Source organism: Microvirga sp. HS2, assembly GCF_055792805.1.
Map to the genome: position 1 here is coordinate 75,699 of NZ_JBVVAJ010000019.1, position 25,676 is coordinate 101,374.

At 65.7% G+C, this 25,676-nt stretch carries 29 protein-coding genes and 1 other RNA gene; 20 read left to right on the plus strand and 10 right to left on the minus strand.

Annotated features, from left to right (window positions below):
• Positions 1 to 22: 22 nt before the first annotated feature.
• The 7 genes from ACS5Q0_RS16760 to tkt all read right to left on the minus strand — a co-directional run bounded on the left by ACS5Q0_RS16760 (position 23) and on the right by tkt (position 7,217).
• Positions 23 to 166 carry a hypothetical protein gene (locus ACS5Q0_RS16760; RefSeq protein ID WP_473127788.1) on the minus strand — a complete coding sequence of 48 codons (144 nt, stop codon included), beginning with the start codon at positions 164 to 166 and terminating at the stop codon, positions 23 to 25.
• Positions 167 to 1,069: a tetratricopeptide repeat protein gene (locus ACS5Q0_RS16765; RefSeq protein ID WP_473127789.1), complete on the minus strand. Its 903-nt coding sequence runs from the start codon at positions 1,067 to 1,069 to the stop codon at positions 167 to 169.
• Positions 1,066 to 1,716: a thiamine phosphate synthase gene (locus ACS5Q0_RS16770; RefSeq protein ID WP_473127790.1), complete on the minus strand. Its 651-nt coding sequence runs from the start codon at positions 1,714 to 1,716 to the stop codon at positions 1,066 to 1,068. Before ACS5Q0_RS16770 ends, ACS5Q0_RS16765 begins: the two co-directional genes overlap by 4 nt.
• A 103-nt stretch (positions 1,717 to 1,819) precedes the next feature.
• Positions 1,820 to 2,908 carry a class II fructose-bisphosphate aldolase gene (gene fba / locus ACS5Q0_RS16775; RefSeq protein WP_473127791.1) on the minus strand — a complete coding sequence of 363 codons (1,089 nt, stop codon included), beginning with the start codon at positions 2,906 to 2,908 and terminating at the stop codon, positions 1,820 to 1,822.
• Positions 2,909 to 3,026: 118 nt separating this feature from the next.
• Positions 3,027 to 4,217, minus strand: coding sequence for a phosphoglycerate kinase (locus ACS5Q0_RS16780; protein WP_473127792.1), 1,191 nt, complete (start codon positions 4,215 to 4,217; stop codon positions 3,027 to 3,029).
• Positions 4,218 to 4,231: 14 nt separating this feature from the next.
• Positions 4,232 to 5,239, minus strand: a complete 1,008-nt coding sequence (gene gap, locus ACS5Q0_RS16785) for a type I glyceraldehyde-3-phosphate dehydrogenase (RefSeq protein WP_473127793.1) — start codon at positions 5,237 to 5,239, stop codon at positions 4,232 to 4,234.
• 43 nt (positions 5,240 to 5,282) lie between these two features.
• Positions 5,283 to 7,217, minus strand: a complete 1,935-nt coding sequence (gene tkt / locus ACS5Q0_RS16790) for a transketolase (RefSeq protein ID WP_473127817.1) — start codon at positions 7,215 to 7,217, stop codon at positions 5,283 to 5,285.
• A 356-nt stretch (positions 7,218 to 7,573) separates the two neighbouring features.
• On the opposite strand from tkt, the gene ACS5Q0_RS16795 reads away from it, so the two are divergent.
• Both ACS5Q0_RS16795 and ACS5Q0_RS16800 read left to right on the plus strand, forming a co-directional pair.
• Positions 7,574 to 7,867: a DUF4164 domain-containing protein gene (locus ACS5Q0_RS16795; RefSeq protein ID WP_473127794.1), complete on the plus strand. Its 294-nt coding sequence runs from the start codon at positions 7,574 to 7,576 to the stop codon at positions 7,865 to 7,867.
• 2 nt (positions 7,868 to 7,869) lie between these two features.
• Complete coding sequence (locus ACS5Q0_RS16800; RefSeq protein ID WP_473127795.1) at positions 7,870 to 8,232, plus strand: cell division protein ZapA; 363 nt, start codon at positions 7,870 to 7,872, stop codon at positions 8,230 to 8,232.
• A gap of 107 nt (positions 8,233 to 8,339) precedes the next feature.
• Here the strand turns inward: ACS5Q0_RS16800 and ACS5Q0_RS16805 are convergent, their stop codons facing one another.
• Entirely contained in the window at positions 8,340 to 8,624 is a 285-nt protein-coding gene (locus ACS5Q0_RS16805) for a hypothetical protein (protein ID WP_473127796.1), read from the minus strand.
• Between the two features lie 205 nt (positions 8,625 to 8,829).
• On the opposite strand from ACS5Q0_RS16805, the gene ssrS reads away from it, so the two are divergent.
• The 14 genes from ssrS to tolB all read left to right on the plus strand — a co-directional run bounded on the left by ssrS (position 8,830) and on the right by tolB (position 19,802).
• A non-coding RNA gene (gene ssrS / locus ACS5Q0_RS16810) (6S RNA) lies at positions 8,830 to 8,986 on the plus strand.
• A 4-nt stretch (positions 8,987 to 8,990) separates the two neighbouring features.
• On the plus strand, positions 8,991 to 9,575 hold the full coding sequence (locus tag ACS5Q0_RS16815; protein WP_473127797.1) for a 5-formyltetrahydrofolate cyclo-ligase: 585 nt from the start codon (positions 8,991 to 8,993) through the stop codon (positions 9,573 to 9,575).
• A 10-nt stretch (positions 9,576 to 9,585) separates the two neighbouring features.
• A complete protein-coding gene (locus tag ACS5Q0_RS16820; RefSeq protein ID WP_473127798.1) occupies positions 9,586 to 10,407 on the plus strand; it encodes a TIGR00282 family metallophosphoesterase in 822 nt (273 codons plus the stop codon).
• 406 nt (positions 10,408 to 10,813) lie between these two features.
• Positions 10,814 to 11,506 (plus strand): exopolysaccharide biosynthesis protein, encoded by a 693-nt coding sequence (locus ACS5Q0_RS16825; protein ID WP_473127799.1) that lies wholly within the window; start codon positions 10,814 to 10,816, stop codon positions 11,504 to 11,506.
• Positions 11,507 to 11,637: 131 nt separating this feature from the next.
• Positions 11,638 to 12,384, plus strand: coding sequence for a YebC/PmpR family DNA-binding transcriptional regulator (locus ACS5Q0_RS16830; protein WP_473127800.1), 747 nt, complete (start codon positions 11,638 to 11,640; stop codon positions 12,382 to 12,384).
• 107 nt (positions 12,385 to 12,491) lie between these two features.
• Entirely contained in the window at positions 12,492 to 12,995 is a 504-nt protein-coding gene (gene ruvC, locus ACS5Q0_RS16835) for a crossover junction endodeoxyribonuclease RuvC (RefSeq protein ID WP_473127801.1), read from the plus strand.
• A 109-nt stretch (positions 12,996 to 13,104) separates the two neighbouring features.
• The gene (gene ruvA / locus ACS5Q0_RS16840) at positions 13,105 to 13,722 is read left to right on the plus strand and encodes a Holliday junction branch migration protein RuvA (RefSeq protein ID WP_473127818.1); all 618 of its coding nucleotides are present in this window, start codon (positions 13,105 to 13,107) and stop codon (positions 13,720 to 13,722) included.
• Between the two features lie 10 nt (positions 13,723 to 13,732).
• Positions 13,733 to 14,134 (plus strand): hypothetical protein, encoded by a 402-nt coding sequence (locus tag ACS5Q0_RS16845; protein ID WP_473127802.1) that lies wholly within the window; start codon positions 13,733 to 13,735, stop codon positions 14,132 to 14,134.
• 96 nt (positions 14,135 to 14,230) lie between these two features.
• Positions 14,231 to 15,277 carry a Holliday junction branch migration DNA helicase RuvB gene (ruvB, locus tag ACS5Q0_RS16850; protein ID WP_473127803.1) on the plus strand — a complete coding sequence of 349 codons (1,047 nt, stop codon included), beginning with the start codon at positions 14,231 to 14,233 and terminating at the stop codon, positions 15,275 to 15,277.
• Entirely contained in the window at positions 15,270 to 15,725 is a 456-nt protein-coding gene (gene ybgC, locus ACS5Q0_RS16855) for a tol-pal system-associated acyl-CoA thioesterase (protein ID WP_473127804.1), read from the plus strand. Before ruvB ends, ybgC begins: the two co-directional genes overlap by 8 nt.
• A 322-nt stretch (positions 15,726 to 16,047) precedes the next feature.
• Positions 16,048 to 16,776 (plus strand): protein TolQ, encoded by a 729-nt coding sequence (tolQ, locus tag ACS5Q0_RS16860; RefSeq protein WP_473127805.1) that lies wholly within the window; start codon positions 16,048 to 16,050, stop codon positions 16,774 to 16,776.
• A 17-nt stretch (positions 16,777 to 16,793) separates the two neighbouring features.
• The gene (locus ACS5Q0_RS16865) at positions 16,794 to 17,237 is read left to right on the plus strand and encodes an ExbD/TolR family protein (protein WP_473127806.1); all 444 of its coding nucleotides are present in this window, start codon (positions 16,794 to 16,796) and stop codon (positions 17,235 to 17,237) included.
• A 99-nt stretch (positions 17,238 to 17,336) separates the two neighbouring features.
• Positions 17,337 to 18,440 carry a cell envelope integrity protein TolA gene (gene tolA, locus ACS5Q0_RS16870; protein ID WP_473127819.1) on the plus strand — a complete coding sequence of 368 codons (1,104 nt, stop codon included), beginning with the start codon at positions 17,337 to 17,339 and terminating at the stop codon, positions 18,438 to 18,440.
• An 87-nt stretch (positions 18,441 to 18,527) separates the two neighbouring features.
• A complete protein-coding gene (tolB, locus tag ACS5Q0_RS16875; protein ID WP_473127820.1) occupies positions 18,528 to 19,802 on the plus strand; it encodes a Tol-Pal system beta propeller repeat protein TolB in 1,275 nt (424 codons plus the stop codon).
• Positions 19,803 to 19,970: 168 nt separating this feature from the next.
• On the opposite strand, the gene ACS5Q0_RS16880 is transcribed toward tolB, so the two are convergent.
• Both ACS5Q0_RS16880 and ACS5Q0_RS16885 read right to left on the minus strand, forming a co-directional pair.
• The gene (locus ACS5Q0_RS16880; RefSeq protein ID WP_473127807.1) at positions 19,971 to 20,591 is read right to left on the minus strand and encodes an HdeD family acid-resistance protein; all 621 of its coding nucleotides are present in this window, start codon (positions 20,589 to 20,591) and stop codon (positions 19,971 to 19,973) included.
• 72 nt (positions 20,592 to 20,663) lie between these two features.
• Entirely contained in the window at positions 20,664 to 22,175 is a 1,512-nt protein-coding gene (locus tag ACS5Q0_RS16885) for a phospholipase D-like domain-containing protein (protein WP_473127808.1), read from the minus strand.
• A 221-nt stretch (positions 22,176 to 22,396) separates the two neighbouring features.
• Between ACS5Q0_RS16885 and pal the strand changes: the two genes are divergently transcribed.
• From pal to ACS5Q0_RS16905, 4 genes are all read left to right on the plus strand, one after another.
• Positions 22,397 to 22,894: a peptidoglycan-associated lipoprotein Pal gene (gene pal / locus ACS5Q0_RS16890; protein ID WP_473127809.1), complete on the plus strand. Its 498-nt coding sequence runs from the start codon at positions 22,397 to 22,399 to the stop codon at positions 22,892 to 22,894.
• 107 nt (positions 22,895 to 23,001) lie between these two features.
• Complete coding sequence (gene ybgF, locus ACS5Q0_RS16895) at positions 23,002 to 23,934, plus strand: tol-pal system protein YbgF (protein ID WP_473127810.1); 933 nt, start codon at positions 23,002 to 23,004, stop codon at positions 23,932 to 23,934.
• Positions 23,925 to 24,977 (plus strand): tRNA lysidine(34) synthetase TilS, encoded by a 1,053-nt coding sequence (gene tilS, locus ACS5Q0_RS16900; RefSeq protein WP_473127811.1) that lies wholly within the window; start codon positions 23,925 to 23,927, stop codon positions 24,975 to 24,977. Before ybgF ends, tilS begins: the two co-directional genes overlap by 10 nt.
• Positions 24,978 to 25,130: 153 nt before the next feature.
• The coding region (locus tag ACS5Q0_RS16905; protein WP_473127812.1) for an ATP-dependent metallopeptidase FtsH/Yme1/Tma family protein at positions 25,131 to 25,676 on the plus strand (546 nt) is incomplete at its 3' end.

Genomic DNA, 25,676 nt, shown 5'->3' on the forward strand with positions numbered 1-25,676 from the left:
GCCGGGATAACCGGGCAGGGCCTCAATTGATCCCGCCTTCGCGGTTTTGCGAAAGCGAGTATTCCTCGTCATGGCCGGGCTTGTCCCGGCCATCTCGACAAGAAAGGCATAGCGCCTCAGAAATCGGGATCACCGAGACAAGGCCGGTGATGACGCGAGGCATCATTCACCGCATCCCGAGCCGCTCGGCGGCGAGCTTTTCGGCGCGGGTCCTGTCCTCGGCAGAGAGATCCTTCAGGGCATTGTCGAGCCATTGGTCGGTCAGCCCCTGGGCTGCGGCAAGGATGTGCCAGGCCGCCGCATCAACCTTGTTGGCCGGAACGCCCCGACCGGCCACCAGCAGGCGAGCCAGGCGGTTCTGGGCGATGGCGCTGCCCTTGGCCGCGGCGCGACGGAAATAGCGGGCGGCCTGCGACTCGCTTTTTTGCACGCCCTCGCCGTTGAAGAGCAGGATCGCGTATTCCACCTCGCCCACGGAGCTGCCGTTCTGCGCGGCGCGCTCGAACAGGCGGGCGGCCTCGGAGGCGTTCTTGGTCACGCCCCGGCCCTGGAGATAGAGCACGCCGAGCGCATGCTGCGCGTCGGGAATTTCCGAGTTGGCGGCGGTGCGCAGCAGCTCGACTGCCTGCTCCAGGTCCATGTCGGAGCCGCTGGTGAGAAGCAGGAGGCCGAGATTGTAGCTGGCGACGGCGTTGCCCTTGGCCGCGGCCTTCTCGAGCCAGGTCTTGCCCTGGACGGGATTTTTCTCGATGCCGCGCCCGTCGAGGGACATCAGCCCGAGGGAGGACATGGCGTTGGGATCACCGCGCTGGGCGGCCAGCAGATACCATTCGGCGGCCTTCTTCGGATCGAGCTTCACCCCCAGGCCCTGGTTGTAGAGTTCTCCCAGGAGAGTCATGGCGGCGGCATCGTTCTTGTTCTTCTCCAGCCGCAGGGTCGCCTCGCGGAAGGCCGTCTGGTAGAGGCCCCGCTGATAGGCGCCATAGGCAAGATCAGGCTGTGCCGCATGGGCACCGGCGACGGAAGCCGCCAGCAGAACGCCGCCGATCAGACCGGAAACCCACCTCAATGAGAGGCCTCCAGGCGGTCGAGAGTCTCGGCGGCGGCCTTCACCGCTGCGGCCGGGCCATCCGGGTGGGACCAGACCGCATCGCCCAGGGCGATGAATTCGGCCTGGGTGGCCGCGAGGGTCTCCACCGCGTCGAGGCTGGGAGCGAAGGCGACGCAGGGCGTCTCGAAAATCTCGGCCCACCAGGCCGCCCGCTCTACGACGCTATCAAGGGAGGGCAGGGAGCCGTCGCGGCGGGGCTCGCCGAAGAGCAGGTAATCGACCCCGGCCTCGCCCAGGGTCATGGCGTCGTCCTTCGTGCGGATGCCGCTTGCGCCGATGGCGCGATCGCCCTTGAGGCGCTCGCGCAGCTCGCGGATCTGCTCAGGGTCCGCGCCGGAGACATGGGCTCCGTCGGCGCCGCCGCGGACGGCGACGTTCGCCAGGTCCGCCTCGCCCTCGGCGGTCACGATGAGGGCCGCGCCATGCTCCTGGGCCGAGGGAGCGATGGCCTTCACCAGGTTGATGAGGCTGCGCTCATCGGCCGGCGCGAGGCGCAGCAGCACGGCCGCCACCGCTCCGCCCTTGCAGGCTTCGGCCAGCGTGGGGGCGAAGGAGGCGTCCTCCAGAACGGGAGTAACGAGGTAAAGGCGGGCGGACTCGGACATCGATCGCGACACTCGGAAAGGAAAGAGAAGCACCCATAACGAAAACGGGGCCATCTTGCGAGGCCCCGCTTGTCGATGATGATTAAGGCGAAAACCGGATCGGTTACTCGGCCGCCTGACGGCTCGACGCGAAGGTCGGGTCGAGCTCTCCGGACGCGTAGCGCTTGGCCATCTCTGCCAGGGTGAACACGCGCTTGATCTTGGAGGCCTGTCCGGCGGTGTTGAACTCCTGCAGGCGCTGCTTGCAGAGCTTGGTCATCGCTTCCATGGCGGGCTTCAGATACTTGCGCGGGTCGAACTCGCCCGGGTTCTCCTGGAGAACCTTGCGGATCTGGCCCGTCATCGCCATGCGGTTGTCGGTGTCGATGTTGATCTTGCGCACGCCGTGCTTGATGCCGCGCTGGATCTCTTCCACCGGAACGCCCCAGGTCGGCTTCATCTGGCCGCCGTACTGGTTGATGATGTCCTGCAGGTCCTGCGGCACGGAGGACGAGCCGTGCATCACGAGGTGGGTGTTCGGGAGCTTCTTGTGGATCTCCTCGATCACGTGCATGGCGAGGATCGCGCCGTCCGGCTTGCGGGTGAACTTGTAGGCGCCGTGCGACGTGCCCATGGCGATGGCGAGCGCATCGACCTTGGTCTCGGCCACGAACTTCACGGCCTCGTCGGGGTTCGTCAAAAGCTGGTCGTGCGAGAGCTTGCCCTCGGCGCCGTGGCCGTCTTCCTTGTCGCCCATGCCGGTTTCGAGGGAGCCGAGCACGCCGAGTTCGCCTTCCACCGAGATGCCGCCGAGATGAGCCATCTCGACCACCTTCTTGGTGACGCCGACATTGTAGTCCCAGTCACCCGGGGTCTTGCCGTCGGCCTTGAGCGAGCCGTCCATCATCACCGAGGTGAAGCCGGCCTGGATGGCGGTCATGCAGGTGGCGGGCTCGTTGCCGTGGTCGAGGTGTACGCAGACCGGAATATGCGGATAGATCTCGGTGACCGCGTCCATCATGTGCTTGAGCATCACGTCGTTGGCATAGGAACGTGCGCCGCGGCTCGCCTGGATGATCACCGGCGCATCGACCTCGTTGGCCGCCGCCATGATCGCGAGCGCCTGCTCCATGTTGTTGATGTTGAAGGCAGGCACGCCGTAGCCTTGCTCGGCTGCGTGATCCAGAAGCTGCCTCATGGTGATGCGGGCCATTTCGTCCTCTCCAATTGATCTTGGCTTCTTAGGAAGCGGAAGCTGAACCTGAGCTTAAGCCATCCCGCCAGTCTTTTCTTCCAGCGAAGGGGGTAGTCCCTTCGCCGGAGCGGAATGTTCAAGCGCGCAGGGCTTCCACGCCGGGGAGCGCCTTGCCCTCGAGCCATTCGAGGAAGGCGCCGCCTGCCGTGGATACATAGGAGAAGCTTTCCGCAACGCCAGCGTGGTTGAGGGCGGCGACCGTATCGCCGCCGCCGGCGACGGAGACGAGCTTGCCTTCCTTCGTGCGCTGCGCGGCATGCCGAGCCGCAGCGACCGTGCCCTGGTCGAAGGGCGGGATCTCGAACGCGCCGAGGGGCCCGTTCCACACGAGGGTCGCCGCGTCGTTGATGGCGGCGCAGATGCGCTCCACCGATTGTGAGCCCACGTCGAGGATCATCTGGTCCTCGGGGATCGCGTCGATGCCGTAGGTCTGGTTGTGAGCGCCCGCCTTGAACTCGTAGGCGCAGACGCCGTCGACCGGGAGAATGATCGCGCAGTTCGAGGCGCGCGCCTTCTCGATGATGCGCATCGCGGTGGCGGCGAGATCCTTCTCGGCGAGCGACTTGCCCACGTTCAGGCCGGTCGCGTGCACGAAGGTGTTGGCCATGCCGCCGCCGATGACGAGGGCGTCGACCTTGGCAACGAGGTTTTCAAGCAGGTCGATCTTGGAGGAAACCTTCGCGCCGCCGACGATCGCGACCACCGGGCGCTTCGGCGCTTCCAGTCCCTTGGTGAGCGCATCGAGTTCCGCCTGCATGGTGCGGCCCGCAAAGGCCGGCAGCACGCGGGCGAGGCCCTCGGTGGACGCATGGGCGCGGTGAGCCGCCGAGAAGGCGTCGTTCACATAGACGTCGCCGAGCTTCGCCAGGTCCTGAACGAAGGCTGGGTCGTTCTTCTCCTCGCCCGCATGGAAGCGGGTGTTTTCGAGAAGAAGCACATCGCCGTCCTTGAGGGCGGCGACGGCGCTGGAGGCTGCTTCGCCGATGCAGTCATCGGCGAAGGCCACTGTCTTTCCAAGGTGCTGCGAGACCGCTTCCGCGACCGGCTTCAGGGACTCCTTGAGGTCGCGTCCCTTCGGGCGTCCGAAATGGGCGAGCAGGATCACCTTGCCGCCCTTGTCGGCGATTTCCCGGATGGTGGGGAGCACGCGCTCGATGCGCGTGGCGTCCGTCACCCGGCCGTTCTCCATGGGGACGTTGAGGTCCACACGGACGAGAACGCGTTTTCCCTTGACGTCGGCTTGGTCGAGCGTGCGGAAGGCGGTCATTTGCGCAGCCCTCCTTAGATGAGCTTCGCCAGGGCGATGGCGGTGTCCGCCATGCGGTTCGAGAAGCCCCACTCGTTATCGTACCAGGACAGGACGCGCACGAAGTTGCCCTCCATCACCTTGGTCTGGTCCATGTGGAACACGGAGGAGTGCGGATCGTGGTTGAAGTCCGACGAGACGTTCGGCTGATTGGTGTAGCCGAGGACGCCCTTCAGCGGGCCGTCGGCCGCAGCCTTGATCGCCGCGTTGATCTCTTCCTTCGTGGTGTTCTTCTTGGCCACAAATTTGAAGTCAACGACCGAGACGTTCGGGGTCGGTACGCGGATCGAGGAGCCGTCGAGCTTGCCGTTGAGCTCCGGCAGAACCAGGCCCACGGCCTTGGCGGCGCCGGTCGAGGTCGGGATCATGTTCAGGGCCGCCGCGCGGGCGCGGTAGAGGTCCTTGTGCATCTGATCCAGCGTCGGCTGATCGTTGGTGTACGAGTGGATCGTCGTCATGAAGCCCTTCTCGATGCCCACCGTCTCGTGAAGCACCTTCGCGACGGGCGCGAGGCAGTTCGTGGTGCAGGAGGCGTTCGAGATGACGATGTGATCCTTCGTCAGCTTGTCGTGGTTCACGCCGTAGACGACCGTGAGATCCGCGCCGTCGGCGGGAGCCGAGACGATGACGCGCTTGGCGCCGGCGGTGAGGTGGGCGGAGGCCTTCTCCTTCGAGGTGAAGATGCCCGTGCACTCCATTGCGATGTCGACGCCGAGCTCCTTGTGCGGCAGGGTCGCCGGATCCTTGATTGCCGTCACGCGGATGCGCTGGCCGTTGATGACGAGGAACTCGCCCTCGACCTGCACGTCCGCCGGGAAGCGGCCATGGACGGAATCGAAGCGCAGCAGGTGGGCATTCGTCTCAACCGGGCCGAGATCGTTGATGGCGACCACCTCGATATCCTTACGGCCGCTCTCCACGATGCCGCGGAGGATGTTGCGTCCGATGCGACCGAAACCGTTGATCGCGACCTTCACCGTCATAGTCTTAGCTCCCTTGTGATGAGGCCCTTGGCCTCTCGCTGTCTCAGAGATTATGGGTTCTGAGAACTTTTTCCGCTACGGCCTCGGCAGTGATGCCGAAGTGCTTGTACAGGTCCTTGTAGGGCGCGCTTGCGCCAAACCCATGCATGCCGACGAAAATTCCGTCGGGCCCGATCACGGAATCCCAACCGAAGCGGACCGCCGCCTCGACCGCGACCTTGATCGGCGCATCGCCGATGATCTCGTGGCGCACCTTTTCGGGCTGGGCCAGGAACAGGTCGAGCGACGGGACCGACACCACGCGGACCGCGAAGCTCTGCTCTTCCAGGATCTTCTGCGCCGCAAGGGCGATCTCGACCTCGGAACCGGAGGCGAAGATGGTGGCACGGGCCTTTCCGCTGGCCGGGGACAGCTCGTAGGCGCCGGTGGCGGAGAGGTTCTTCGCCCCGCCTTCCTTGCGCACCTGCGGCAGGTTCTGGCGGGTCAGCGCCAGGGTCGTCGGGCCGTCCGTGCGCTCGAGCGCCATCTGCCAGGCTTCCGCCGTCTCGATGGCGTCCGCCGGGCGGAACACGCGCATCTTCGGCATGGAGCGGAGCGCCGCCAGATGCTCCACCGGCTGGTGGGTCGGACCGTCCTCTCCGAGGCCGATGGAATCGTGGGTCATCACATAGATGGCCGGAATCCCGGCGAGCGCGGCGATGCGCATGGCGGGACGGGCGTAATCGGTGAAGACCAGGAAGGTCGCGCCTGCCGGCACGTAGCCACCATGGAGCGCGATGCCGTTCATCGCCGCTGCCATGCCGTGCTCGCGGATGCCGTAATGGATGTAGCGGCCCGCGTAGTTGCCGGGCGAGATGGCGGTGAGGTTCTTGGTCTTGGTGTTGTTCGACGGCGTCAGGTCAGCCGAGCCCAGCACCAGCTCCGGCACGACCTCGGTGAGAACCTCGAGCGCGATCTCGCTGGCCTTGCGGGTGGCGACGTTCTGGGGCTCCGCCGCCAGGCGGTCCTTCAGCTTGGCGACCGCATCGGCCAGTCCCTGCGGGCGCACGCCCTTCACCCGGCGCTCGAACTCGCCGCGCTTCTCCTCGGGCAGGGCCTTCAACCGGTCGGCCCAGGCCTTGCGCAGGCGGCGGCCCTTCTTGCCGGCCTTGGCCCAGGCGTCGCGGATATTGTCCGGGATCTCGAAGGGAGCATGCGTCCAGCCGAGCGCCGCCTTGGCGCCGGCGAGCTCCTCGGCGCCCAGCGGCTCGCCGTGGGCCTTGGAGGTGCCGGCCTTCTTCGGCGCGCCGAAACCGATGGTGGTCTTGCAGGCGATGAGGGTCGGCTTGTCGGACTTCTGGGCGCGCGAGATGGCGCGCTGGATGGCCTTGGGGTCGTGGCCGTCGATGCGGAAGGCGTTCCAGCCGCAGGCCTGGAAGCGCTTCACCTGATCGACCGAGTCGGAAATCGAGAGCGGGCCGTCGATGGAGATACCGTTGTCGTCCCAGAGGACGATCATGCGGTTGAGCTTCAGGTGGCCAGCGAGCGCAATGGCCTCCTGGCTGATGCCCTCCATCAGGTCGCCGTCGGAAGCGAGCACGTACGTATGGTGGTCGACGAGGTCGCTGCCGTATTCGGCGTTCAGCATGCGCTCGGCAAGGGCGAAGCCCACCGCCGTGGCGATGCCCTGACCGAGCGGGCCCGTGGTGGTCTCCACGCCCGGGGTCATGAAGTTCTCCGGATGGCCCGGGGTCTTCGAGTCGAGCTTACGGAAGTTCTTCAGCTCCTCGATGGTCATGCCCTTCACCCCGGTCAGGTGGAGAAGGGCGTAGAGGAGCATCGAGCCGTGGCCGGCCGAGAGAATGAACCGGTCGCGGTCCGGCCAGGCCGGGTCGGCGGCATCGTATTTCAGGAACTTGGTGAACAGCACCGTTGCGATATCGGCGGCGCCCATGGGCAGGCCGGGGTGGCCGGATTTGGCTTGTTCGACGGCATCCATGGCGAGGACGCGCACGGCGTTCGCCAGATCGGAATGGTTGACGCGATCGGCGGGGACGGTGTTCAGCACGGCGTGATCCACAAATCTTGAAGCCCCGCAAAGGGGCGGGTCTGTCTGGAAAAGGCGAGGGCTCCTTATCACGCGGGGGTTCCGAGTCAAAGAGATCACAGGCTGCAATTCTCCGATGGGCCGTTGCTCGTTCGGGCTCGCCCGCTAGAGCATCGGACCCAAAAGTGGATTTGCACTTTTGGGGCCCATCCGATGCTCCCTTCCTAAAGGGGCGCATCGTTGGTGCGGAAAACCGGGTCCACTTTTCCGCACGATGCGCTAGTGTCGTTGCGATTCCCGGAGGTAGAATGACGTCCCCCCTTGACGACGCGATGAAAAGGCTTGATGCGGCCCTTGGGCTTCTTGAAGCCTCCGTCGCCCGCCGTCTCGATGCCGAACAGCGCCGGGGAAGCCTGGAAACCGAGCTGCAGCTCATGGAGGACGACCGCTCCCGCCTCGCCGAGGAACTCGATGGAGCGCTCACGCGCCTTCATCGCTTCGAGGCCGCCACGGACGACGTGAGCCGGCGTGTCCAGCTGGCGATTCTCGCGGTTCAGACCGTCCTGACCCAGGCCGGCCAGCTCGCACGGGAAGAGGACTAGGCATGGTTCAGGTCACGGTCACCATTGCCGGTCAGAGCTACCGGATCGCCTGCGCCCCGGGTGAGGAGGCGCATCTGGAGCGGCTGGCCGCGTCCTATGATGCCAAGATCGAGGAGATGCGCGCCGCCTTCGGCGAGATCGGTGATCTGCGCTTGCACGTCATGGCGGCCATGACCCAGGCGGATGAGTTGCACGACACCAGGAGGCGCCTGGCGGCCGCCGAGGCGGAGCTTGCCCGCCTGAGATCCTCATCCGGGGACGAACGCGCCCGGATGATCGAGGCGCGGCTGGCGGAGGGCGTTCACAAGGTCGCCGAACGGATCGAGTTTCTGGTGCGCAGCCTCAACACGACGGGGCAGGGGTAGGGGCTTAAGATAGGATCCTCCTCGTCATGCCCGGCCCTGTGCCGGGTATCCACGTCTTCTGGTGCTGCGGTTCCCAAGATGTCGACGGCCATGGCGGAGCTTTTCGCTCAAGCGTCGAACGATAGGCGCTGCTGGCGCTGGCGGAGCGTGGCCAGGAGTTCCACATAGGGCTCCCTCCGTTCCCGGTGGGCCGCCCTGATCCTGTCCTTGATATGCGCCTTCAGCTCCTGGTCGGCGGTGTTACGCTCGACCTGATCGAGCCGGATTTCGCATTCCACGTCGAGATTGCCGAGCCTGTGCAGCACCTCCCGCATCATGGACGGGATGCTGGGGGAATGGGCCCGGGCGCTTCTGCGCGGCAGGCACACATTGCTGTGCTTGGAAGGGGGCATGTTTCCTCCAGGGCTCTCGGTGCGAATTCCGTAGGGGAAGAGTGATATCGGGCCGGGGCCGAATACTATCCGTAGAACGACGGTGCCGACTACTTACCTCGTTGGGGGTAGGCCCGAGCCCGCGCTCCTGAAGGCGGTCGAAGAAGATGGCCTTGCGCTCACTTTTCCCCTTCCAACCGGCCCGCTTCCTCCCTACATAGGACAGGCGGGGCTGCGGGGCGCGTTAGGAGTTCATATTCCCCGGGGCCTTATCGATCCTGAAGGGAGCTGTCCCTGACCCGGTCCGTGGACCGGGACATACGGCGCCCACCTACTTTGTAGGTTCCCGGGATCGCTTCTCCGACGGCTTTTGTGGCTCCGCACTTCATGCATTCCTCTCCTCCTCCCGTTCTGAAAGAGCAGCTCCGCCAGGAAGCGCTCGCCCGCCGCGACGGGCTCGACAAGGCCTTCCGCGAGGAGGCCGCCCAGGCCATCGCCGAGCGGGCCCGGGGCCTGTCCGACCTTCACGGCGTCAATCCGGTGGGGGGCTACTGGCCCATCCGCAGCGAGGTCGACCCGCGTCCTCTCATGGAGGCGCTGCTGGAGCGCGGGCAGGACGTGGCTCTCTCCCAGATCCTTCACCCCCATTTGAGCTGGCGCCTCTGGCAGCCCGGCGACGTGCTGGTCAAAGGCGGCTTCGGCGTGCGCGAGCCCGGCCCCGACGCGCCGGAGGTTTTCCCCAAGGCCCTCATCGTTCCCCTCGTCGCCTTCGACCGCGGGGGAGGGCGCATCGGCTACGGCAAGGGGCATTTCGACAGGGCTATCGCGGCGCTCGAAGCGCAACATCCGGTCTTGACCATCGGTCTGGCTTATGCGGTTCAGGAGATCGAGCAGGTTCCCGTCGAGGAGCACGACCGCCTGCTCGACGTTGTGATCACGGAAACCGAGCTCATTCGGACCAAGCCTCTATAGAAAGAAAGCCATGCGTCTACTCTTCCTCGGCGACATCGTCGGGCGCGCCGGCCGCAATGCGGTGATCGACCGGCTCCCGGGTCTTCGCGAGCGGTGGAACCTCGATTGCGTGGTGATCAACGGCGAGAACTCGGCCGGAGGCTTCGGCATCACCGAGGCGATCTGCGACGAGGTCCTGAATGCGGGGGCCGATGCTATCACCCTCGGCAACCATACCTGGGACCAGCGCGAAACACTCGTCTATATCGAGCGCCAGCCAAGGCTCCTCCGTCCTGCGAATTATCCGCCCGGTACGCCGGGGCGCGGCGCGAATCTCATCGATACCCGCTCGGGTCATCGGGTCCTGGTGGTGAACGTGATGGGCCGCATCTACATGGACGCGCTCGACGATCCCTTCGCCGCCGTCGACCAGGCGCTCGAAGATTGCCCGCTCGGCCAGGTGGCGGACGCCATCATCGTGGATGTCCATGCGGAAGCCACCAGCGAGAAGGAGGCCATGGGCCATTATCTCGACGGGCGGGCGAGCCTGGTCGTGGGCACCCACACCCATGTGCCCACCTCCGACCACCGGGTTCTGCCCGGCGGCACCGCCTACATGACCGATGCGGGCATGTGCGGCGACTACGATTCCGTGCTCGGAATGCAGAAGGAGGAGCCGATCCGCCGCTTCCTCCAGAAGACCCCCGGCAACCGTCTCGAACCGGCGCTCGGCGAGGGCACGCTCTCAGGGATAGCCGTCGAAACGGACGACCGGACCGGCCTCGCGGCCCGCGTGGCGGCCGTGCGGATCGGGCCGAACCTGGAGGAAACCTGGCCTCGGTTCTGGGAGTGATTGACGGACCTTCGTCAAGGATCACCCTCATCCTGAGAGCCTGGCCCGTAAAGCGCCGGCAGCCCTCCTCCCCCGCAATCCTCGGGCTTATGCGGCTCATCCAGCGTGACGCCGAAAACCCTCCTCCCCCTTGTGGGGAGGAGTTGGAGGTGGGGGTGTTGGCGCCAGACCTTCATCGACTATCGCCCCCACCCCCACCCTGGCCCTCCCCACAAGGGGGAGGGAAAGCATGCGCTTTATTCTGAGACGGCACGCACATCTTGGAAACACCCGAGATCCGTCGGGGAGGGAAGCCTGCGTTAAATCTTTGTAGACCAGACTCACGAATGAGGTTGTGGGTGCACTAACGGTCCGCTCCCTTTACCTCGTCCCGCTCCGCCCCCATCTTTGCGCGACGGAGGACACTTTGGACGCCAAGACAGAGCCGGCCAGCACCAGCAAGCCACCCTATCGCGGGTCGAGTGACCTTCATCAGGCTTATGAGCATCGTAGCGCCTCCGCGGTGCTGCGGGCCGTGATCGACAACGCCGAGGGGGAGGCGATCTCCATCGGCGACATCATCGGAGCCTTCGGCGAGCGCGCTTTCGGTTTCGTGCTCATCCTGTTCTCCCTGCCCAATTGCGTCCCGAACGTGCCCGGCGTCGCGGGCATCGTGGGAACGCCGGTCCTGATCTTCGGCATTCAGATGATGCTGGGACACAAGCAGCCCTGGCTGCCGGGCTTCATCCTGCGGCGGACGGTCTCGGTCGCCAAGTTCAAGCGCCTGATCGACATTACCGAGCCCAAGCTCCAGAAGCTGGAGAGCTATTGCCGGCCGCGGCTGCCCTTCCTATTCGGCCCCCTCGGCGACCGGATGGTGGGGCTGTTCGCCTTCCTGGTGGCCGTCTCGGTGCTCATTCCCTTTCCCGGCACCAATTTCCCGCCCTCCATCGCCCTCGTGATCGCCTCCATCGCGGTGATGGAGGAGGACGGCTACCTGCTGATCGCCGGCTATCTCATCGGCTTGGCCGGCCTAGCCTACACGGTCACGGTGCTGGGGGCCTCCTACCACCTTGTCCTGGCCGCCATTCACAACCTGCCGTCCTGGCTCGGCTTTTAGTTTTTCATCAATCGGCAGGGGGGGCTTGGCCTGTGGCCCTCCGCCGCCTTATAAGCCTTTCATCGTCAACATCCACGCGCCTGACGAGCGCCTGTCACCGGGCCGCTCTCGGCGGTTACCTCGGAGGCCCGATGGCCGGACATTCCCAGTTCAAGAACATCATGCATCGCAAGGGACGCCAGGATGCGATGCGCTCCAAGCTCTTCTCCAAGCTCGCCCGCGAAATCACCGTGGCGGCCAAGATGGGCACGCCCGACCCGAACATGAACCCACGCCTGCGCGCCGCGATCCTCGCCGCCCGGGCCGAGAACATGCCCAAGGACAACATCCAGCGCGCCATCAACAAGGCGGCGGGCAACGATGGCGAGAACTACGAGGAAATCCGCTACGAGGGCTATGGCCCGGGCGGCGCCGCCATCATCGTCGAGGCGATGACCGACAACCGCAACCGCACGGCCTCCGACATCCGCTCCTACTTCACGAAGAGCGGCGGCAACCTCGCCGAGACGGGCGCCGTGTCCTTCATGTTCGACCGGGTGGGCCTCGTGGAGTTCCCGGCCGGGGTCGCCGATGCCGACGCCATGCTGGAGGCCGCCATCGAGGCCGGCGCGGACGATGTGGTCTCGACGGAGGACGGTCACGAGATCTATTGCGATCAGGGCTCCCTCAACGAGGTCACCAAGACGCTCGAGGACAAGTTCGGCGAGCCGAAGGCCTCCAAGCTGGTCTGGAAGCCGCAGACCCCGGTCGCCGTCGACGACGAGACCGGCGAGAAGCTCATGAAGCTCATGGAGTCTCTCGAAGAGCACGACGACGTCCAGAACGTCTACGGCAATTTCGAGCTGTCCGACGCGCTCATGCAGAAGATGGCGGGCTAAGGCCTATCGTCGTCACGGCCGGACGTGATCCGGCCATTCACGCCTCGAGGCGGTTCAAAGACGGGGACACCCGGGACGAGCCCGGGCATGACGCTGGAGAGTAGACATTGACCGAACGCGTCCGCATCCTCGGCCTCGACCCCGGCCTGCGCAACACGGGCTGGGGCGTCATCACCGTCGAGGGGACGAAGCTCTCCTACGTGGCCTGCGGGGTCGTGACCTCCGACGGGGATCTGGATCTCGCGCTGCGCCTCAAGCAGCTTCATGACCGCATCACGGACGTGATCCGGACCTGGACCCCCGATGAGGTCGCCGTCGAGGAAACCTTCGTGAACAAGGACGCGCAGGCGACCCTCAAGCTCGGCCAGGCTCGCGCCATGTCGCTCCTGGTGCCCGCCCTGCACAACCTGCCCGTGGCCGAATACGGCGCGAACCAGGTGAAGAAGACCGTCGTCGGCGTCGGCCATGCCGAGAAGGATCAGGTGCAGGCCATGGTGAAGATCCTGCTGCCCAAGGCGGACTTCAAGAAAGCCGACGCGGCCGATGCGCTCGCCATTGCCATCGCCCACGCTCATCACCGGAAAGCGCGCGCTTTGGTGGCCAGCCTATAAGATGTTACAGAACAGCGCTGCCATTCCGGGACGGCGTGAGCCGATCCGGGATATGGCGCTGATTTCCCTCCACTTTATGGGGGAGGGGGCTATCGGGAGCAGGAAGAACGTGATCGGCAAACTCAAAGGCGTGGTGGATTCCTACGGCGAGGATTTCGTGATCCTCGATGTGCATGGGGTCGGCTATGTGGTTCATTGTTCCTCCCGCACGCTCCAGAACCTGCCGCCAGTCGGCGAGGCGGCCACCCTGTCGATCGAGACCATGGTCCGTGAGGACATGATCCGCCTGTTCGGCTTCCGGTCGGATTCCGAGCGGGAATGGTTCCGCCTGCTCCAGAGCGTGCAGGGCGTGGGCGCCAAGGTGGCGCTGGGCATTCTCTCCGTTCTCGATCCCGGCAGCCTCGCCACCGCCATCGCCACCGGCGACAAGGCCTCGGTCGCCCGCGGCCCCGGCGTCGGGCCCAAGCTCGCGCAGCGCATCGTTTCGGAACTCAAGGACAAGGCCCCCGCCTTCGCCCCCGTCGACCCGACCCTCATCCGCCTCACCGGCGCGGTGGAGGACAAGAGCGCACCCGCGCCGGTGGCGGATGCCATCTCGGCCCTGGTCAATCTCGGCTATCCGCAGGTCCAGGCCTCCGCCGCCGTTGCCGCCGCCATGAAGCAGGCGGGCGAGGAGGCCGAGGCGAAAACGCTGATCCGGTTGGGGTTGAGGGAACTGGCGCGGTAGCGCGACCCGCATGGCGAACTGGCTCATCTTCGCAGGTTTGGGGCCGCCCATCGGCTTCGCCAGCCTTTTGGCCGCGATCGCCGTCCTTGACGGAGCGCCATCATCCGAGGGCGTCGGGTTCCTGATAATGATCGGAGTGCCTTTGTCCTATCTCGTCGGCCTTGTTCCGGCACTCCTGACGACTGCTGCGTTGCGCTGGGTCCAAGCCCGGGCATGGCCTTTCGACTGGCTCTGGGGTGCCCTCGCAGGGGCTGTGACCGGTGTAGCACTCGCCGATGCCGCCGCAATCGTCGCCGGCGAGGAGCCGTTCCCCATAGAAGGAAGGATCATTGGGGTCTATGCCATTGTCGGCGTCGTACCGACCTTGGTCTGCTGGCATCTGAGCAGGAGGCTTGATAAGACCGCCCGGTAGAGGGTGCATGACCTCCAACGTTCCTGTTTTGATCTCGTTAAGAATGGCGTATTAGGGTGCCAGCGCCTATATGAAGCCTTTGGAAGGTAGCTCTCCTTGACCGATTCACGCCGCCTGCTGAGCCCCGAGAAGCGCGAGGACGACGTCGACGCGTCGATCCGGCCGCTGTCGCTGTCCGACTTCACGGGCCAGGCCGCCGCGCGCTCCAACCTCCAGGTCTTCATCAACGCTGCCAAGGCCCGGGGCGATGCCCTCGACCACGTGCTCTTCGTCGGGCCGCCGGGCCTCGGCAAGACCACGCTGGCGCAGATCGTCGCCCGGGAACTGGGCGTGAACTTCCGCTCCACCTCCGGTCCTGTCATCGCCAAGGCGGGCGATCTCGCGGCCCAGCTGACCAACCTCGAAGAGCGCGACGTGCTCTTCATCGACGAGATCCACCGCCTCAATCCTGCCGTGGAGGAAATCCTTTATCCTGCCATGGAGGATTACCAGCTCGACCTGATCATCGGTGAAGGCCCGGCCGCGCGCTCCGTGAAGATCGAGCTGCCGAAATTCACCCTCGTGGGCGCCACCACCCGCGCGGGCTTGCTGACGACGCCCTTGCGCGACCGCTTCGGCATCCCGATCCGGCTCGAATTCTACACCATCGACGAGCTGGAGCTGATCGTGCGCCGCGGCGCGCGCGTCCTCGGCCTCAACATGAGCGAGGAGGGCGCGAACGAGATCGCTCGCCGCGCTCGCGGCACGCCCCGCATCGCGGGCCGCCTGCTTCGCCGCGTGCGCGACTTCGCCATCGTCGAAGGCGTGCAGATCGTCTCCCGCGATCTGGCGGACCGGTCGCTGCGCCTGCTCGACGTGGACCCCATCGGCCTCGACCTCATGGACCGCAAATATCTCACCATGATCGCCACTTCCTTCGGCGGCGGCCCGGTCGGCATCGAGACCATTGCAGCGGCCCTTTCCGAGCCGCGTGACGCCATCGAGGACATCATCGAGCCTTACCTGATCCAGAAGGGCTTCGTGCAGCGCACGCCGCGCGGGCGCATCCTCACGCCCCATGCCTTCAAGCATCTCGGGCTTGCCGAGCCCTCTCGCGAGACTGCGGCGCAGTTCGGCCTGTTCAATGGGGACGAGAATGAGTGAGGCGGGCCATCCCTGGCCCCATCTCTCCGGCCACATGCGGGACGGCGCGCATGTCCTGCCGGTGCGCGTCTATTACGAGGACACGGACTTTTCCGCCCGCGTCTATCACGCGAGCTACCTGCGCTTCCTGGAGCGTGGGCGCACGGAGATCCTGCGCGCGGTGGAGGTGGCCCAGTCCGACCTTCACGCGGAGATGGGCGGGCTCGCCTTCGTGGTCCGCAAGATGAATATCGATTTCCTCGGCGCCGCCGTTATGGACGACGTGCTCACCGTGGTCACGCGGCCCAACGATATGCGGGGCGCCTCGATGACGCTCGCACAGGAGGTGCGTCGCGGGGAGGACGTGCTTGTGCGGGCCGACGTGATGGTGGCGGCCGTCCGCGACGGCCGCGCCGTGCGCATCCCGGACAACCTCCGCGCGGCGCTGTCGACGACCCAGGACATCTGACCCCGGGAACGAACCTCCCGGGCGCGCAGACGTGCCGCAGGGGGAGGTGGGCTGGATCTGCTTCCAGCGCATGGCAGCCCGGACAAAGCTTGGCTATACGGCTGATTTCAGAGTGATTTAGCCCCTTTTAAACCAAGCCTTAACCACACCGAGTGCCTAAAAGAGCACACTCGGAAGGTCTTGCCCGCCCTGGGAGTCCACGCCCTTATTTTCGACAGATTCGCGGGCGAACGAGCAGGGTAAGCAACAAGATTTTCCTAGACACGACTGCGGTGGGCCCTGGGCTCCTCCCAAGGCTGCTCGAAGAGCGAGGACGCAACTGATGAATCCGGCTGATGTGGCCCAGGCCGCTCCTGTGGCCCACGACCTGTCCTTCTTTAGCCTGTTCTGGCAGGCGCATTTCATCGTCAAGCTCGTGATGATGGGGCTGCTCGCGGCCTCCGTGTGGTGCTGGGCCATCATCATCGACAAGACCCTGCTCTATGCCCGCACCAAGCGGGCCATGGACCGTTTCGAGGACGTGTTCTGGTCAGGCCAGTCCCTGGAGGAGCTGTTCCGCTCGCTCCAGAGCCGCCCGGCGACCGGCCTCGCCGCAGTCTTCGTCGCCGCCATGCGCGAGTGGAAGCGCTCCTTCGAAGGCTCGGCCCGCTCGTTCCAGAGCCTCTCCCAGCGCATCGACAAGGTTCTCGACGTCACCATCCAGCGCGAGGTGGAGCGTCTCGATTCCCGCCTCATGATCCTGGCCTCCATCGGTTCGGCCGGCCCCTATATCGGCCTCTTCGGCACGGTGGTGGGCATCATGAACTCCTTCACCTCGATCGCCGCCTCGAAGAACACGAGCCTGGCGGTCGTGGCTCCCGGCATCGCGGAGGCGCTGTTCGCCACCGCCATCGGTCTTTTCGCCGCCATTCCTGCGGTGCTCGCCTACAACAAGCTCCAGTCCGAGGTCGGCAAGCTGCAGTCGCGGCTGGAGGGCTTCGCCGACGAGTTCTCGGCCATCCTGTCGCGCCAGATCGACGAGCGTCTCTCGTCGTCCTCGCGCGCGGCTTGAGGGAGGAGCTTTAGGCCATGGCCATGGTTGCAGCGGGTGGAGCGGGCGGACGTCGCCGCAGGCGCGCAAAGCGCGGCGGCGCGATCAACGAGATCAACATGACGCCGTTCATCGACGTCATGCTGGTGCTGCTCATCATCTTCATGGTGGCGGCGCCCATGATGACCGCCGGCGTGCCGATCGATCTGCCGGAGACGAAGGCCGCGCCTCTCAACTCCGATGCGAAACCCGTGACACTCTCGATCAAGGCGACGGGGCAGGTGTTCCTGGGCGAGACCGAACTCACGGACGAGGCCATCGTCGGCAAGCTCGCCGAGGTGTCGAAGGCTGGCTTCGACGAGCGCATCTTCGTGCGCGGGGACAAGAAGGTCGATTACGGCCGCGTCGCGCAGATCATGTCCATCGTGACAACCGCTGGCTACAAGCGGGTCGCGCTGGTGACGGCAACGGAACAGAATTAGCGCATCGGGCGGTCAAGAGGATAAGGTTTTCCGTATCAACGATGCGCTTCGTGAGAGAGTGAGCATCGGATTGAAAGCAAGGGGCAGAACGACGTGGCGTTGAAGCTGAAATTCAACACCTCCGAACCGGGCTTCTGGGTGTCCGGCGGCGTCCATGTGGCGCTGCTGACGGCCGCCCTGATCGGATTGCCCTATGCCACCGAGTTTCCCGAAGCGCAGGAAGGCATCCCCGTCGAGGTCATCACCGACAATCAGTTCTCGCAGATCACCAAGGGCGAGACGGACGCCAAGTCCGTGCAGCCCACGCCGAAGCCGCGCGCCGATCGCATCGCGGATAAGACCGAGCAGCGCGCTCCCGGCGAAGAAAAGGTCGATACGCCCGCGCCTCCGAAGCGTCCCGAGGACATGAAGGTCGCGGACGAGGAGGCGGCCGCTGCGGCGGCGGCCGCTGCCAAGGCCGCAGAGCAGAAGGCTCAGCAGGCCAAAGCGGAAGCGGAAAAGAGGGCGGCCGAGAAAGCCGAGGCCGAGGCCATCGAGAAGGCGAAGATCGAGCAGGCCAAGGCTGAAGCGGAAGCCAAGGCGCGCGCCGAGGCCAAGGCCAAAGCCGAGGCCGAAGCAGAGGCCAAGCGCGTCGCCGAGGCAAAGGCCAAGGCGAAGGCCGAGGCCGAAGCGAAGGCCAGGGCGGAGGCCGAGGCGAAGAAGGTCGCGGAGGCGAAAGCCAAGGCCGAAGCCGAAGCGAAGGCGCGCAAGGAGGCGCAGGTCGCCAAGAAGCTCGACATGGGCGACCTCAAGCAGTTCCTCGACAACAAGCAGAAGAGCCAGTCCAGCGGCGCCACCGGAGCGGAGGTTCAGAAGACCGCTTCGCTCGGCACGGCGACCGGCACGGCGGCGAAGCTCAACCCGAGCCAGCGCGACGCGCTCATGGGAATCCTGCAGGAGCAGATCCAGCGCTGCTACACCGCGCCGATCAGTGCGTCGGGAAGCGACGGAACGCCGCCGATGCTGGATATCCGCCTCAACCAGGATGGTTCGCTGGCGAGCGAGCCGACCGTTCTTCGCGCAGGCAGCAGCAGCACGGATCAGGCCGTCGCGGGTGCTGCTCTGCGCGCCGTGCGCCGTTGCGCTCCCTACCGTGTGCCCGCCCAGTACATGCAGTTCTATTCGGACTGGAAAATCCTGAACGTCCAGTTCGACCTTTCCTGATCTTTAAGCCCATTACGCTTGAGACATGACATCATGATCAATCGCCTCGTCTCCCGTCTTCTCTTCGTGCTCTCCGTCATCGTTCCGATGGCGGCGCTCGCGCCTGTCGCTCATGCGCAGCTCACCTTCCGCGTGGGTCCCGGCGGACAGTTCCAGCCCATGCCGATCGCTGTCGCCGATTTCTCGGGCGAGGGCGATCTCGGCCAGCGCGTCTCCGGCATCATCGCCGGCAACCTGCAGCGCTCGGGCTATTTCGTCGCTCTCGACAAGTCGCGCTTCCCGGAGCGCCCGTCCTTCGATGCGGCTCCGCGCTTCGACGCCTGGAAGATGGCGGGCGCACAGGCTCTCGTGACGGGCCGCGTCACGCGTGATCCGTCGGGCCGACTGCGCGCCGAGTTCCGTCTGTGGGACATCGATTCCGGCCAGCAGCTCACCGGTCAGCAATATGTCACAGACGCCAATTTCTGGCGCCGCGTCGGCCACATCATCTCCGATGCCGTCTATACGAAGGTCACGGGCTTTGGCGGCTTCTTCGACACGCGCATCGTCTTCGTCGAGGAATCCGGACCGAAGGAGAACCGTCGCAAGCGCCTCGCCATCATGGATCAGGACGGCGCCAATGTGCGCTACCTGACTCAAGGCGAGAGCAGCGTGGTGTCGCCGCGCTATTCTCCCGTGACGCAGGAAATCGCCTTCATGTCGCAGGTGGAAGGCCAGCAGCCGCGCGTGCAGGTGATCAACCTCGAAACCGGGTCGCGCCAGATCGTCGGCAACTTCCCCGACATGACCTCCAGCCCGCGTTTCGCGCCGGATGGGCAGCGCATCGTCATGAGCCTGCAGCAGGGCGGCAACGCCAACATCTATATGATGAATCTCGGCTCGCAGGCGACCACGCGCCTGACCTCGACCGCCGCCATCGACACCTCGCCGTCGTTCTCTCCGGACGGGTCGCAGATCGTGTTCGAGAGCGACCGCGGCGGCAAGCAGCAGCTCTACGTCATGGGCGCCGACGGCTCCAACCAGCGCCGCATCTCCTTCGGCGACGGCTCCTATTCGCAGCCGGCGTGGTCTCCGCGCGGCGACTACATCGCCTTCACCAAGCAGCATTCCGGCGGCTTCGCCATCGGCATCATGAAGCCGGACGGATCGGGCGAGCGCATCCTGACGGAGGGCTTCCACAACGAGAGCCCGGTCTGGGCTCCCAACGGCCAGTACATCATGTTCTTCCGCGATCCGGGCGGCCAGTCCGGCGGCAAGCTCTACATGGTGGACGTCACCGGCCGCGTGGAGCAGCCCGTGCAGACGCCGTCCTTCGCGTCGGACCCGACCTGGTCGCCGCTTCTCAGCGAGAGTCGGCAGTAAGAATAACGCGAAAGGGGCGCTTCATCAGCGCCCCTTTTTTGTTGCGTTTCCCATATTCACTCACGTCATCACCGGCCTTGTGCCGGTGATCCCGATTGCTTCAGGCGCAGCGCCTCTCGTCATCGGGACGGCGGGGACAAGCCCGGCCATGACGGGGAATAACCTGCCTCAGGCGCGCAGGGGAGCGCCTCCGGTCAGATCGTCCTTCCGGCTGCGCAGCTTGAAGGCGAGGACGATGAGCGCGATGCCGAAGACCAGGGCATAGGCCCCGAGCCACCAGGTCAGGACCACGGCTCCGACGAGCGGCGCGATCAGAAGCGCTACGCCGAACAGAACCGAGACGATGCCGCTGAAGATCAGCCAGCCGCGCCCGAAGGCAGGATCCAGCCTGAAGGCGGCGACGATCATCAGGATGCCGGTGATCAGGGACCAGACGGCGAGCAGGGTGACGAAGAAGACCACGGTCAGGCCGGGCATGAGGAAGGCGATGACGCCGACGAGGATGTTGAGGACGCCTTCCAGGATCAGCAATCCCCAGCGCTCGTTGCGGGAGGCCGCCCGAATGCCGGAGACGATGCCGAACACGCCGTCGACCAGCATGTAGGCCGAAAAGAACAGAACGAAGGACAGGAGGGTCGCTCCCGGCCAGAAGAAGGCGATCAGCGCAAAGATGACGGCGAAGACGCCGCGCAGCGCCACCGCCCACCAGTTGCGCGCCAGCAGCGCGCTCATGGACTCGGCGCGATAGAGCGGATCGTAGGAAGATGAACTGGAGGTTCCGGTCGCCATCGTCGTCTCCTTCGGTCGGACCTCCTCGGGGGGAGGCATCCTGTCAATGCCGAGCTTGGCGGCAGGTTTCCATCATTTCTCCGCGGCGGCCGCCTCGTCCTTGATTTTGCTCAATCGCCTGCGGATGGCGAGCTTGCGCCGCCTCAGCCGCATGCGCCGTTTCAGGTGCAGGGCGCGGATCAGGAGCGCGAGGCCGAACCAGATGAGGCCGATCACGATGGGCGAGACGATCACGACCGGGAAGACGGTGATGGCGACCGCGAGCGCCAGGAGAGCGCAGCCGATGATCGCGATGCTGCTGGTCTCGGTCGCGGTGAGCGAGCGCGACCCCATGGCCTTGCCGATGCTGCTGGACAGGGCGAGGGCGCCGGCGGCGAGCCTGCGCACGCCGCCGCGCTTGAAGCGGTGGCCTCGTCTGGAGCGCATGTTGCGCGCGCGCCTGCGGCGGGAATACGAGCCTGGAACGATCTCGGTGGCGTTGGCCAGATCCTCCAGGTACATCGCCTCCATCTGACCTGCAAAGCCCGAATCCTCGACGATCACGTCGAGCTCCCAGTTCGTCGCCCAGCTTGCGAAGTTGAGGTTGGTGGACCCCACCCGGGCCCAGCGCCCGTCCACCACGGCGGTCTTGGCATGCAGCATCGAGCCGTTCCATTCGAAGACCCGGATTCCGGCCTCGATGAGCGAGCGGTAGCCCGCGCGCACGATCGGCTGGAGCGCCGGCACGTCGCTCGATCCCGGCACGAGCAGGCGCACGTCGACCCCGTCGCGGGCCGCTTCGCCCAGCGCCTGCACATAGGAGGTGGTGGCGACGAAATAGGCGTCCGTGAGCCAGAGGTTGCGCTGGGCGGTGGCCGCGATGAACTGGTCGACGCGATAGGTCCGGAACATGCCGGGCTCGCCGCTGATGAGCCGCGCGGCCACATTGCCCGCAGGGGGAATCGCATCGGCCTGGGGCAGGTCGGCTTTCGGAATGGCCCGCATGCCTGAGAGCACCCAGCTTTCGGCGAAGGCCGAATCGAGGTCGGCCACCATCGGGCCTTCGACGGCAATGCCCGTGTCGCGCCAGGGCTCGCCGTCTTTGCCGCCTTCCCAGCTGTCGGAGATGCACAGGCCCGAGACGAAGCCGACCCGGCCGTCCACCGTGATCAGCTTGCGGTGGTTTCGCCGGATCCAGAACGGGTCCGTCAGGCGGGGCGGGTTGAAGACCCGGGCTTCCACGCCGGCCTCCCGCAGCCGCCGCCAGAAGGCGGGGAGGGCGCGAAAGGATGATCCGAGCCAGTCGTAGAGAACCCGCACCTTCACGCCCGCGCGGGACCGCTCCATGAGGGCTTCCGCGAACATCCGGCCGGTTGCGTCGTCCGCGATGATGAAGTTCTCGAAGTGGATCACGTCTCGCGCCGACCGGATCGCCTCGAGCCAGGCCGGGTAGTTTTCCTTGGAATTCCTGAGCAGCCTGATGGCGTTGCCCTGGCGCAGGTCGCTGTCCGCGATGCGCGAGAAGGCGCGCTCCATGCGGAGTTCGTCCAGGGCCGCGCGATAGGGTTGAGCCGACAGACCGGGCTGGTTCGTCACGAGATGCATGACCTTTCAACGCACAAGACGGGCAATCGGCTCACGAGGGCTCCGGGTAAGCAAAGCTCCGACTTCACTATCTGTTAACCCTAAGCTGAAGTTCCACAACTTGGCCATAATTCACCTTAATCCCGGCTGCCTCCCTCAAGGTTGATGGAACCCTCCCTTAACCATCCGCCCGATATGAAAGACACAACGTTCGGCAAACGTGTGTGTAAGGAGTATTCCCAATGATGTCGCTGCGCGCCGTCAAATTCGCCGCCGCCCTTGTCCTCGCCCTTGGGGCAGCGGCCTGTTCTTCCAACAAAGACGGCATGGCCGATGGATCGGGCGGCTTCGGCGCCGGTGGTGCCGCGACCCCGGGCAGCGCCCAGGACTTCGTCGTGAATGTGGGCGATCGCGTGTTCTTCGAAACCGATTCGACCGATCTCACCCCCACCGCCGTCGCCACCCTCGACAAGCAGGCCCAGTGGCTGCAGCGCTATCCCAACTACACCTTCATCGTCGAAGGCCATGCGGACGAGCGCGGTACCCGCGAGTACAACTTCTCCCTGTCCGCCCGCCGCGCCCAGACCGTTCGCGATTACCTGATCTCGCGCGGCATCCCCGGCAACCGCTTCCGTACCGTGTCCTACGGCAAGGAGCGTCCGGTGGCTGTCTGTAACGACATCTCCTGCTGGTCGCAGAACCGCCGTTCGGTCACGGTCCTCGGCGGCGCCAGCTCGTAAGCTGCCGGAGCCGGGTTGTGAAACAGCGGAGCGTCGCCACATTATCGCCGTGGCGGCGCTTTTGTGTTATCGGCACTCCTCGCATCCGACCCCATACGGGAACCAGCATGTTACGACGAATCCTTGTCTTTTTCGCCTTGGCTCTGGCCTGGGCAGGGCCAGCGGCCGCGCAGGACGCGGCCGATGCCATCGTGCGCCTCAACCGGCTCGAGAACCAGATGCGCCAGATGTCGGGCCAACTCGAGCAGCTCCAGTACGAGAACCGCCAGCTGAAGGATCAGCTCCGCAAGTTCCAGGAGGACGTGGAGTTCCGCTTCCAGGAGAGCGGCGGCCGCGGAGGCTCCAAGCCGTCGGCGACGCCGGCGCCCCGCCCGGCGCAGCCGCAGACGCCGCCTCAGCGGCGCAGCGACGTGTTCGATCCTTCCCAGGATCCCTACGCCCCGGGCGCTCCGCGCCCGCTGGGCACCACTCCCCCCTCCGCGCCCCTGGCCGATTCCGACATGGGCGGGCAGGGCGAGCAGTTCGCCGGCATCGGCGAGCTGATCGAGGAAGAGGGCCAAGCAGGGCCAGGCGGCGCCATGAGCAACGGGATGCCTCTGCCCCAGGGCGCTCTTCCTGGACGTCCCGGCCCGAGCGTGGCGGCGACCGGCACCGGGGATCCGCGGGCCGATTTCGAGGCGGCCTATGCCTCCTTCTCGCAGAAGGACTATGATCAGGCTGAAATGGGTTTCCGCCGCTTTCTCCAGTCGAACCCGCGCGACGGGCTGGTGCCCGAGGCCACGTTCTGGCTCGGTGAAACCTATCTGCAGCGTGGCCGTTACCGCGAGGCCGCCGAGCAGTTCCTGAGCGTCTCCTCCGACCATCCGAACGCCGCCAAGGCTCCCGACTCGCTGCTTCGTCTTGGCATGGCTCTCAACGGACTGGGCGCCCGCGACCGGGCCTGCGCCGTTTTCGCCGAGCTCGACCGCAAGTATCCGCAGGCCTCCGCCAATGTGCGCCAGGGCTCCGAGCGCGAGCAGAAGCGCAACAAGTGCACCTGATCCAGGCCGACCAGTCGAGCACCCGAACCGTGGCCGCTCCTGCGCCTGACGATCCGCTCCCGACCGACGATCCGGAGCTTCTCTTTTCGAATTTAAGCCATGCCACGGGCATTCTGGCGGCCGTTTCCGGTGGTCCCGATTCCATGGCCATGATGCATCTGCTCGCCCGCTGGGGCTCCGAGCGCCGCCCGCCCGTCCTCGTCGCAACGATCGACCATGGCCTGAGACTCGAAGCCGCCGAGGAAGCGGCCTTCGTCGCCCGGGAGGCCGCCGCTTTGGGCTTTCCCCATCGCACCCTCGTCTGGGCAGGCGAGAAGCCGCGGACCGGCCTCCAGGAGGAAGCCCGCGAAGCGCGCTACCGCCTGCTCGTCCGGCAGGCCCGCGAGGCGGGAGCCTCCCATCTCGTCACCGCCCATACCCTGGACGATCAGGCCGAGACGATCCTCATGCGCCTCGCCAAGGGCTCGGGCCTGAAGGGCCTCAAAGGCATGCGCCGCGAGCGGGAAAGGGACGGCATCATCCATGCGAGGCCGCTCCTCGACCATTCCAAGGCGACCCTGCTGGGTCTCTGCCGCCGGAACGGCTGGCGTTACGTCAATGACCCATCCAACGAGGACCAGCGCTTCGCCCGGGTGCGCTGGCGCAGGCTGATGCCGCTTCTGGCCGAAGAGGGGCTGACCGCCGGTCGCCTGGCGCGCCTCGCCGAGCGGGTCGCGCAGGCCGACGAGGCCCTGGACACCAAGGCGAGGCAGGCGCTGGACGCGGCGGATCCCATCGCCGGGGAGGGCGTGTTCTCCTTCCGGGCAGCCTGCCTCGCTCAGGAGCCTTTCGAGATCGGCCTGCGGATCCTGGAGCTGTCCTTAAGCCGGATCGGGCTCGAAAACAGCCGCCTGCAGCGCCTCGAAACCTGCCTGGAACGTCTCCGGGCGGCGATTCTGGCCGGCGAGGGTCTGCGCCTGACGATCGCAGGGGCTCTCCTCCATCTCGACCGGTCCGGACGCTTGAATATGAGGCCGGAACCGCCCCGCTCACGAGGTCGTTAGCCAATTCTCTTAGCCAAGAGCTACGGATGATGCCGTATGCGCGCCGCATTCCCTTGGCAATGGAGAGCGGTATGCCTAAATTGAGTATAGCCGCATGGGGAGATTTGATGTCTTTTCCGTGCTTCATCTCCCTCTGGGGCAGAACCTGAACCGATGAATTCAAATTTCCGCAACTTCGCCTTGTGGGTTGTCATTTTCCTGCTGGTGCTGGCGCTCGTCACCCTTTTCCAGAGCCCGGGCCATCGGGGCGGCGGCAGCGACATCGCCTATAGCCAGCTCCTGAGCGACGCCGATGCCGGGCGCATCACGAGCGTCATCATCTCCGGTCCGGAGATCAGCGGCACCTATAACGACGGCCGGACCTTCTCGTCCTATGCGCCGAACGACCCCACCTTGGTCTCGAAGCTGCAGCAGAAGGGCGTGCAGATCACGGCTCGCCCGCAATCCGATTCGACCCCCTGGTTCATCGCCGTCCTGATGAACATCCTGCCGATCGCGCTCTTCATCGGCGCCTGGGTCTTCCTGTCGCGTCAGATGCAGAACGGCGCCGGCCGCGCCATGGGCTTCGGCAAGTCGAAGGCGAAGTTGCTGACGGAGGCGCATGGTCGTGTGACGTTTGACGACGTGGCGGGGATCGACGAGGCCAAGGAGGATCTGCAGGAGGTGGTCGAGTTCCTGCGCGATCCGCAGAAGTTCCAG

What these genes read in the sequence shown, in the direction of transcription:
- ACS5Q0_RS16760 (WP_473127788.1), bottom strand. Translation starts at nt 166, where the DNA reads ATGATGCCTCGCGTCATCACCGGCCTTGTCTCGGTGATCCCGATTTCT.
- ACS5Q0_RS16770 (WP_473127790.1), bottom strand. Translation starts at nt 1,716, where the DNA reads ATGTCCGAGTCCGCCCGCCTTTACCTCGTTACTCCCGTTCTGGAGGAC.
- fba (WP_473127791.1), bottom strand. Translation starts at nt 2,908, where the DNA reads ATGGCCCGCATCACCATGAGGCAGCTTCTGGATCACGCAGCCGAGCAA.
- ACS5Q0_RS16780 (WP_473127792.1), bottom strand. Translation starts at nt 4,217, where the DNA reads ATGACCGCCTTCCGCACGCTCGACCAAGCCGACGTCAAGGGAAAACGC.
- gap (WP_473127793.1), bottom strand. Translation starts at nt 5,239, where the DNA reads ATGACGGTGAAGGTCGCGATCAACGGTTTCGGTCGCATCGGACGCAAC.
- tkt (WP_473127817.1), bottom strand. Translation starts at nt 7,217, where the DNA reads ATGGATGCCGTCGAACAAGCCAAATCCGGCCACCCCGGCCTGCCCATG.
- ACS5Q0_RS16795 (WP_473127794.1), top strand. Translation starts at nt 7,574, where the DNA reads ATGACGTCCCCCCTTGACGACGCGATGAAAAGGCTTGATGCGGCCCTT.
- ACS5Q0_RS16800 (WP_473127795.1), top strand. Translation starts at nt 7,870, where the DNA reads ATGGTTCAGGTCACGGTCACCATTGCCGGTCAGAGCTACCGGATCGCC.
- ACS5Q0_RS16805 (WP_473127796.1), bottom strand. Translation starts at nt 8,624, where the DNA reads ATGCCCCCTTCCAAGCACAGCAATGTGTGCCTGCCGCGCAGAAGCGCC.
- ACS5Q0_RS16815 (WP_473127797.1), top strand. Translation starts at nt 8,991, where the DNA reads ATGCATTCCTCTCCTCCTCCCGTTCTGAAAGAGCAGCTCCGCCAGGAA.
- ACS5Q0_RS16820 (WP_473127798.1), top strand. Translation starts at nt 9,586, where the DNA reads ATGCGTCTACTCTTCCTCGGCGACATCGTCGGGCGCGCCGGCCGCAAT.
- ACS5Q0_RS16830 (WP_473127800.1), top strand. Translation starts at nt 11,638, where the DNA reads ATGGCCGGACATTCCCAGTTCAAGAACATCATGCATCGCAAGGGACGC.
- ACS5Q0_RS16845 (WP_473127802.1), top strand. Translation starts at nt 13,733, where the DNA reads ATGGCGAACTGGCTCATCTTCGCAGGTTTGGGGCCGCCCATCGGCTTC.
- ybgC (WP_473127804.1), top strand. Translation starts at nt 15,270, where the DNA reads ATGAGTGAGGCGGGCCATCCCTGGCCCCATCTCTCCGGCCACATGCGG.
- tolQ (WP_473127805.1), top strand. Translation starts at nt 16,048, where the DNA reads ATGAATCCGGCTGATGTGGCCCAGGCCGCTCCTGTGGCCCACGACCTG.
- ACS5Q0_RS16865 (WP_473127806.1), top strand. Translation starts at nt 16,794, where the DNA reads ATGGCCATGGTTGCAGCGGGTGGAGCGGGCGGACGTCGCCGCAGGCGC.
- tolB (WP_473127820.1), top strand. Translation starts at nt 18,528, where the DNA reads ATGGCGGCGCTCGCGCCTGTCGCTCATGCGCAGCTCACCTTCCGCGTG.
- ACS5Q0_RS16880 (WP_473127807.1), bottom strand. Translation starts at nt 20,591, where the DNA reads ATGGCGACCGGAACCTCCAGTTCATCTTCCTACGATCCGCTCTATCGC.
- ACS5Q0_RS16885 (WP_473127808.1), bottom strand. Translation starts at nt 22,175, where the DNA reads ATGCATCTCGTGACGAACCAGCCCGGTCTGTCGGCTCAACCCTATCGC.
- pal (WP_473127809.1), top strand. Translation starts at nt 22,397, where the DNA reads ATGATGTCGCTGCGCGCCGTCAAATTCGCCGCCGCCCTTGTCCTCGCC.
- ybgF (WP_473127810.1), top strand. Translation starts at nt 23,002, where the DNA reads ATGTTACGACGAATCCTTGTCTTTTTCGCCTTGGCTCTGGCCTGGGCA.